The 7,453-nt window shown below is 68.4% G+C and carries 7 protein-coding genes; 4 read left to right on the top strand and 3 right to left on the bottom strand.

Going from position 1 to position 7,453, the window contains the following annotated elements; all coding sequences use genetic code 11:
- Positions 1-47: 47 nt before the first annotated feature.
- Positions 48-530, bottom strand: a complete 483-nt coding sequence (locus ACFULV_RS33345) for a nuclear transport factor 2 family protein (protein ID WP_301907190.1) — start codon at positions 528-530, stop codon at positions 48-50.
- Between the two features lie 244 nt (positions 531-774).
- Between ACFULV_RS33345 and ACFULV_RS33340 the strand changes: the two genes are divergently transcribed.
- From ACFULV_RS33340 to ACFULV_RS33325, 4 genes are all read left to right on the top strand, one after another.
- Complete coding sequence (locus ACFULV_RS33340; RefSeq protein ID WP_378663801.1) at positions 775-2,391, top strand: ABC transporter substrate-binding protein; 1,617 nt, start codon at positions 775-777, stop codon at positions 2,389-2,391.
- Positions 2,392-2,397: 6 nt separating this feature from the next.
- Entirely contained in the window at positions 2,398-3,351 is a 954-nt protein-coding gene (locus ACFULV_RS33335) for an ABC transporter permease (RefSeq protein ID WP_378663798.1), read from the top strand.
- An 89-nt stretch (positions 3,352-3,440) separates the two neighbouring features.
- Positions 3,441-4,256: an ABC transporter permease gene (locus tag ACFULV_RS33330; RefSeq protein ID WP_378663803.1), complete on the top strand. Its 816-nt coding sequence runs from the start codon at positions 3,441-3,443 to the stop codon at positions 4,254-4,256.
- Entirely contained in the window at positions 4,253-5,878 is a 1,626-nt protein-coding gene (locus ACFULV_RS33325) for a dipeptide ABC transporter ATP-binding protein (RefSeq protein ID WP_378663795.1), read from the top strand. The genes ACFULV_RS33330 and ACFULV_RS33325 overlap by 4 nt, the downstream gene beginning before the upstream one ends.
- Here ACFULV_RS33325 and ACFULV_RS33320 read toward each other — a convergent pair.
- Positions 5,867-6,709, bottom strand: a complete 843-nt coding sequence (locus ACFULV_RS33320) for an LLM class flavin-dependent oxidoreductase (protein WP_378663792.1) — start codon at positions 6,707-6,709, stop codon at positions 5,867-5,869. The genes ACFULV_RS33325 and ACFULV_RS33320 overlap by 12 nt on opposite strands.
- On the bottom strand, positions 6,706-7,362 hold the full coding sequence (locus ACFULV_RS33315) for a TetR/AcrR family transcriptional regulator (protein ID WP_378629448.1): 657 nt from the start codon (positions 7,360-7,362) through the stop codon (positions 6,706-6,708). Before ACFULV_RS33315 ends, ACFULV_RS33320 begins: the two co-directional genes overlap by 4 nt.
- Between the last annotated feature and the right edge of the window lie 91 nt (positions 7,363-7,453).

Below are 7,453 nucleotides of genomic sequence, written 5' to 3'. Positions count from 1 at the left end.
CGGCAACGAGTCCGGCCCGATCTTGCGGCGGTGGTGAACCGTGATGTTCAGCCCGGACCGTGGCCGGCGGCGACCCGGCCCGCGACATGTCGCACATCCCGGTGCGAGATGAGCCACTCACCCTCGTACTGCTCGAACTCGTCCTGAACCAGCCCGATGACCACCCAGTCGGCCGGTCGTCCCACGTCGGTGGCCGCGGTGCTGGAGAACCAGTGCCACACCGTCGCATAGGCTGTGAGCAGGGGTTTATCGCCGTTCCACTCGATGGTGGCCTGCCCGATGACATGGGCGACCAGGGAGCGTTGCGACTTGGGCACCCGGCTCATGTGATCGGTGAACTCGTCACGGCCGTGGAACAGCACCGGCGGGCCGGGCATGATCCGGTACTCGATCAGCGCGTCGGGGGTGAAGCACTCGCTGAACCGCTCGCTCTCCTGGGTGTCGGCGATCCGGAAGAATTTGTAGAACGTTCGGAAGATCGCCCGCTCCGCTTCGATCGTCGCGAGCAGATTGTCATGTACAGCGGTCACGTCGGTCCTTTCTCCTGCCGGACGACAACACATCGCTCGGCGCGTCGTTCGATTATCGACACGGTGCGAAGCTAGCACGATCCCGGACACCGCCCGATGGCGTACCGCACTATTCGGTGCGACGATGTATTCCGAACGAGGTGATCCGAATTGTTGACCGGGTATTTCGAGATGTGAAATGTTTCGTCGTGTCGCCCGCCGTGAGTCCCACGTGAATCCGGGCAGTAGACAGAGGAATTCTGGCGTGATCAGTGTTGTGCGTTCGAAGTCGATTCGCTGTGCCGTGGTGTCGGCGGCGGCGGTCACCCTGTTCACCGGTGCCTGTGGCGCCGGTGGCGAGCAGGGCGGCGATGCCGGTCCACCGAGATCCGGCGGCACGCTGCGGTTCTCGGTCGCCTCCGACGCGGGCTGCGTCGATCCCCAGCAGGTCGGTAGTAGCGACACCCTGTATTCGCTGCGCGAGACGGTCGACTCGCTGACCGACCAGGATCCCAACACCGGTCAGCCGGTGCCGTGGCTGGCACAGAGCTGGGAGGTGAGTCCCGACGCGAGGTCGTTCACGTTCCGGCTGCGGTCCGATGTGACCTTCAGTGACGGCACCCCGCTGAACGCGCAAGTGGTGAAGGCGAACTTCGACGCGATCCCCAAGCTGGGCGCTCTCGCCATCCTGTCCAAGGGCTATGTCACCGGGTACGTCGGCACCGAGGTGGTCGACGAGCACACCGCCAAGATCACCTTCGAACAGCCCAACGCGCAGTTCCTGCAGGCGACCTCGACCGCCGCACTCGGCCTGATCTCGACGGCCGACGCGGCCAAGACGCCCCAGCAACGCTGCAGCGACGGCGTGACCGGCTCCGGTCCCTTCGTTTTGTCGAAATACGTTCCCAACCAATCGATCACGATCACCAAGCGGGTCGGCTACGGGTGGGGCTCGCCGTTGTGGACCAAGCAGGGTGAGGCCTACCTCGACTCCATCGAGTTCACCGTCATCCCCGAATCCGGGGTGCGTGCGGGCAGTGTGCAGTCCGGGCAGCTCGACGTCGCCACCGGCCTCGGCCGAGCCGACGAAGCCGGGCTGAAGGCGTCGGGGATCTCCCTGCTCACCCGATCGCACCCGGGGGCGGTGTTCAACCTCGGCCTCAACAACTCCCGGCCCATCCTGCGAGATGTTCAGGTGCGCAAGGCAATTCAGGCCGCAGTGGACCGGCGCCAGATCGTCGAGGCGGTCTTCGCCAGCGGCACCGTGCCCGCCACCGGCATTCTCTCGCACACGACCCCTGGCTACACCGATCTGTCGGCGGATCTCGCTCTGGACACCGCCCGGTCCACATCGCTGCTGGACGCGGCGGGCTGGCAGGTGGGCGGCGACGGCATCCGGCGCAAGGACGGCACCCGGCTGAGTCTCACCGTCGTGTGGTTCAACAACTCCCAGAACACCCGGGCGGCACTGGAACTGGTCCAGCAGCAGCTCAAGGTGGTCGGGGTGGAGTTGCAGCTCCAGGAGCTCCAGGTGACCCAGTTCCCGCAGCTGATCGGGTCCGGTGACTTCGACGGACTGTGGGGCGGCGACCTGAGCCGCGCCGACCCCGACTGCCTGCGCACGCTGTACTCGACCCAGCAGGTCAACGCCTACCGGCTGCCGCCGAGCGAGCTCGACGGACTGCTCACCGCCCAGGCGGCCGAGGCCGATCCGGCCAAGCGCCGCCCGCTCGTGGAGCAGGCCCAGCAGTTGGTGGTGCGCAATGCGTACGTGATCCCGGTGGTGGAACTCGAGACTGTGCTCGCGGCGGCGCCGACCGTGCACGGCCTGAACTTCGAGTCGTCGAGCCGGACCCGGCTGCACGACACCTGGCGGAGCTGAACCGGCATGGGCCGGTACGTGTTACGCCGCCTCGCACAGGCGGTCGGGGTGCTGTGGGCGGCGTACACGGTGTCGTTCTTCGTGCTGGAATTCTTGCCGGGCGACCCGGTGTCGGCGATGGCGGGCGGCGGACTGACCTCCTCGCCGGTGGACCCCGCCGAGCTCGCCGCACTGCGGGCGCAGTACGGCTTCGACAAGCCGATCGTGGTGCAGTACCTGGACTATCTGGGCCGGGGGCTGGTCGGCGACTTCGGGGATTCGGTGGCCACGGGCCGGTCGGTGACCGGCACGATCGCCGCGGCGCTGCCGCCGACCCTGCAGCTCACGGCGGCGGCGCTGGTGCTCGCGGTGCTGTTCGGCGGCGGGCTCGCCGTGGCGGCCACCTACACCTCGCGGCGCTGGCTGCGGCAGGTACTGCTGGCGTTGCCGCCGCTGGCGATCTCGATCCCGTCCTTCTGGGCGGGCCTGATGCTGGTGCAGCTGCTGTCGTTTCGGATCCGGCTGTTTCCCGCGTTCGGCAACGCCGGCCTGGCCGGGTTGGTGCTGCCCGCGGTGACGCTGGCCATTCCGACCGGCGCGCTGATCGCACAGGTGCTGGCGAAGAGCCTGCTGTCCACCCTGGACGCGCCGTTCGTGCACACCGCGCGGGCCAAGGGCGCCAGCCGGATCCGGGTCCACCTGCGGCACGCGCTGCGCAGTGCGTCGCTGCCCGCGCTCACCATCGTCGGCCTGCTCGTCGGGCAGTTGGTGGCCAGCGCGGTGGTGATCGAGACGGTGTTCTCGCGCAACGGACTCGGACGGGTCATGGCGAGCGCGGTGAGCGTGCAGGACATTCCGCTCGTGCAAGGAGTTGTGGTGTTCGGCGCGTTCGTCTTCGTCGTGGTGAACCTCATCGTCGACCTGATCTACCCGGTGCTCGACCCACGGATCGTGGTCGCGCCCCCGAGGAGCTACGCGTGACCGATATCGTGCTGACCGAGGCGGCCGTCACCCGAACCGTCATCGACGAGTTCGACGACGAACACCGCACGGGTTTCGACTGGCGTCGGCTGCCAGGGTTCCTGCTGTACCGACCCGGCCTGGTCCTGTCGGTGGTCACGCTCGTGCTGGTCGTCCTGGCGGCGTTGTGGCCGACGCTGTTCACCTCCCGGGATCCACTGTTCGGCGTCCCGTCGGAGATCTTCGCGCCGCCCAGCGGGCAGCACTGGTTCGGCACCGACGAACTCGGCCGCGACCTGTTCACCCGCGTCGTGCACGGCACCGCGCTGTCGTTGCAGGCCACGGTGATCGCGGTGGCCGTCGCGTTCGTCGTCGGGGGCGCGATGGGCCTGATCGCGGGGTTCGTCGGTCGCTGGGTCGACGACGTGTTGATGCGCTTCGCCGATGTGCTGCTGTCGATTCCGTCGCTGTTCCTGTCCTTGGCCCTGGTGACCGCGCTGGGCTACGGCACCGTGAAGGTCGCGATCGCGGTGGGTGTGGCCAGCGTGGCCGGCTTCGCCCGGGTGATGCGTGCCGAGGTGCTGCGGTTACGGCAAGCGGTGTTCGTCGAGGCCGCGTGGTCGTCGGGGGCACGCTGGTACACGGTGCTCGGCCGGCACATACTGCCGAACGCGATCGGCCCCGTGGTCGTGCTGGCCACCTTGGACCTCGGCACCGCCGTGCTGGCGGTGTCGTCGCTGAGCTTCCTCGGCTACGGCGCGGTGCCCCCGGCGCCGGAGTGGGGCTCACTCATCTCGAGTGGGCGCAACTATCTCGCCAACGCGTGGTGGATCTCGACGATGTCGGGCCTCATGGTGGCGTTCGTCGTGCTCGCGACCAACCGGATCGCACGGGCACTCGATGGAGAGTGGGCGAATCGGCGATGACCGCGAATCTGCTGGAAGTGCGTGGCCTGTCGATCTCCTACCGCACCAGCACCGGCCGGGTGCGTGCGGTGGGAGCGGTCGATCTGGACATCGCGCCGGGTGAGATCGTGGCACTGGTCGGTGAATCCGGCTCGGGCAAGAGCTCGACCGCGCACGCCGTCACCGGGTTGCTGCCTGCGGCAGGGCACATCGACGCGGGCCGGATCCAGTTCGCGGGCCGGGACCTGGCGAGGGCGGGAGACCGGGAGTTGCGCGCGATTCGTGGGGCGCAGATCGGGTTGATTCCCCAAGACCCCGGTGTCTCGCTGAATCCGGTGCAGCGCATCGGCACCCAGGTCGCCGAGGTCTTGCTCATCCACGGCCTGGCGACCCGGCGATCGGCGCCCGAGGCAGTGGTGGACCTGCTCGAGCGGGCCGGGATGCCCGACCCGAAAACCCGGGCCGACCAGTATCCGCACGAACTGTCCGGTGGCATGCGCCAGCGGGCACTGATCGCGATCGCCATCGCCGCGAACCCTGCGCTGATCATCGCCGACGAGCCGACCAGCGCGCTGGATGTCACCGTGCAGCGACGCATCCTCGACCACATCACGAGTCTGACCGAAACCCTCGGCACAGCAGTACTTCTCGTCACCCATGACCTCGGAGTCGCCGCCGATCGTGCACAGCGGATCGCGGTGATGTCGCGGGGCCGGATCGTGGAGAGCGGGCCGACCCGCGAGATACTCGACGACCCGCGCGATCCGTACACCCAGCAGTTGTTGCGCAGTGTGCCCGGACGTACCGGTGTGCGTGCCCGGTCGCGGCAGCCCGGCACCGAGCCGTTGCTCGCGGTCGAGAACCTGGTGAAGGAGTTCCCGCTGCCGCGCGCGAACGGCCGAGCGAAGACGGTGCGTGCCGTCGACGGCGTGAGCTTCTCGCTGCACAGAGGGGAGACGCTGGCGCTGGTGGGGGAGTCCGGGTCGGGCAAATCCACCACGGCCAGAATGATTCTGCGCCTGGCCCCGCCGACCTCCGGGCGCATCGTGTTCGACGATGACGATGTGACGGCCATCAAGGGTGCGCGGTTGCGGGCACTGCGTCGCCGCGCCCAGGTGATCTACCAGAATCCATACGAGTCGCTGGATCCGCGGTTCTCGATCCAGGCCGTGATCAGCGAACCACTGCGGGTTTTCGGCATCGGTGACCGCGCGTCACGCGCGGTGCGGGCGCGCGAACTGCTCGACCGGGTCGCCCTTCCCGCGTCGACGCTGGGGCGCAGGCCCGCGGAGCTCTCCGGTGGACAGCGTCAGCGGGTCGCGATCGCCAGGGCGCTGGCCCTGTCGCCGGAGCTGGTGGTCTGTGACGAACCGGTCTCGGCGCTGGACGTCTCGGTGCAGGCGCAGATCCTCGACCTGTTCGCCGAGCTGCAGGCCGAGACCGGCGTGGCGTACCTGTTCATCTCGCACGATCTGGCGGTGGTGCGTCAGATCGCCCATCGGGTCGCGGTCATGCGGCAGGGCCGCATCGTCGAGATCGGCACCACCGAAGAGCTTTTCGAGGAGCCGACCCACGAGTACACGCGTCAGCTGCTGGCCGCCATCCCCGGTGCCGACCTGGTGGACGGCGGCTCAGGTGCCTGAGAGCAGACTCACCACGGGCGCGAGTTCGCGTGCCGCGTCGTCGTCGAGAACGATGTAGGAGATCGCGAACTCGTCGCGGAGCCGGCGCAGCTGATCGGCTGCCTGCGCGGGCGATCCGGTGAGCAGTGTCGGGGCACTATCGGGCATCGGCGGACCGATGGTGCTCGTCGGGGTGCTGAAGCGCAGCGCCCGTTCGATGCCGGAAAGCCGTGGGCCCGCGGCACTGTCGAGCCAGGCGACCTGGCGGGTGAGTTGCTCGCGGGAGAAGGTGCTGAACGCGACGGTGTCGGCTTCGGCCGCGGCGAGTTCGGTGGCTCGTCGTCCGCCCGCGGCGAGCAGCAGCGGCACCTTGCGTGGCGGAGCGGGCACCAGCGTCGTTCCGGTGTTCGTGTAGTAGGCCCCGGTGGCCTCGACCCGCTCACCGCGCAACAGTGCGTTGAGGATGCCCACCGATTCGGCGAGGCGCTCGAACCGAACCCGGTCGGAGTCGGCGGCGATCCCGAGTTCGCCGTAGCCGATGGCGGTCTGGCCGGCGCCGAGGCCGAGCTGGAAGCGGCCGTCGGATACCAGGTCCAGGGTCGCGGCCTCCCGTGCGAGGACGAACGGATTGCGGAAGTCGTTGGCCAGCACCCACGTGCCGACCTGGAGCGTGGTTGTCGCCGCGGCGGCGTAGCTCAACGCGGTCAGTGGCGCGGGCACCGGTGCGGGCAGATCGGGCAACAGCAACGCGGAGATCCCGGCGTCCTCGGCCCATCGCGCGGTCGAGATCCACGACTTCGGGTCGGCGGGGGAAACGGTGACGAGGCCGAAGCGAAAAGGGCGGTGGCTCAAGGGTTCTCCGGTGTCCCGTAGGCGCGTAGGAAGGTGTCGACGGCAGCGGTGGCGACCGCGTGCATCTCGGCGGTGGAGACCTTGCGGGTGCCCAGCCGGGTGCGGCCTTCCATCGGGCCGGTGATCAGGACGAGGAACTGCTCGGCGGCGATCGCCGGATCGCTCGCGCGCAGGTGGCCCGACAGCGACAAGCGTGCCAGCCGATCCGCGAGCGCGTCGCCGAGCTGATCAGAGGTCCGGCTCACCACGACATCCATCAGATCGGGGAACTGCGCGACCTGACCGTAGGTGAGCCAGCGCAGCGACCGGGACTGCTCGGTACAGCAGGACCGGATCAGTCGGTAGGCCACGTCTTCCAGGGTGGCGCGCAGATCCTCACCGGGATTGCGCAACCGCTCGACCACCGCCAGGTTCTCGGCGAGCACCGCGTCGCTCACGGCGGCGAGCGTGTGCCGGAACAGCGTTTCCTTGTCGTTGAGATGGTTGTAGATGGTCGGTTTGGCGACACCGGCGACCTCGGCGATCTCCTGCACGCCCGCCTGCGCGTACCCGCGGCGAGCGAAGACGACGAACGCCGCGTCCAGGATCGCCTGCCGCTTGTCGATCCGTCCACGCGAGGCCGACTGTCCGGTCGGCGGTGTTGCTACAGCCATCTATGAACCATAGCGCAATCGGACCTGAAGTTGCCTCACGGGTTCATTCTTATATACCGAGTTGCGAGGTGTATGCGAGGACATTAAAGTG

Source organism: Nocardia sp. NPDC057272 (genome assembly GCF_042668615.1).
Classification (GTDB): domain Bacteria; phylum Actinomycetota; class Actinomycetes; order Mycobacteriales; family Mycobacteriaceae; genus Nocardia.
The sequence above is the reverse complement of the archived record's forward strand: the minus strand, read 5'-3'. Positions and strand labels throughout refer to the sequence as shown.

What these genes read in the sequence shown, in the direction of transcription:
- ACFULV_RS33335 (WP_378663798.1), top strand. Translation starts at nt 2,398, where the DNA reads ATGGGCCGGTACGTGTTACGCCGCCTCGCACAGGCGGTCGGGGTGCTG.
- ACFULV_RS33325 (WP_378663795.1), top strand. Translation starts at nt 4,253, where the DNA reads ATGACCGCGAATCTGCTGGAAGTGCGTGGCCTGTCGATCTCCTACCGC.
- ACFULV_RS33315 (WP_378629448.1), bottom strand. Translation starts at nt 7,362, where the DNA reads ATGGCTGTAGCAACACCGCCGACCGGACAGTCGGCCTCGCGTGGACGG.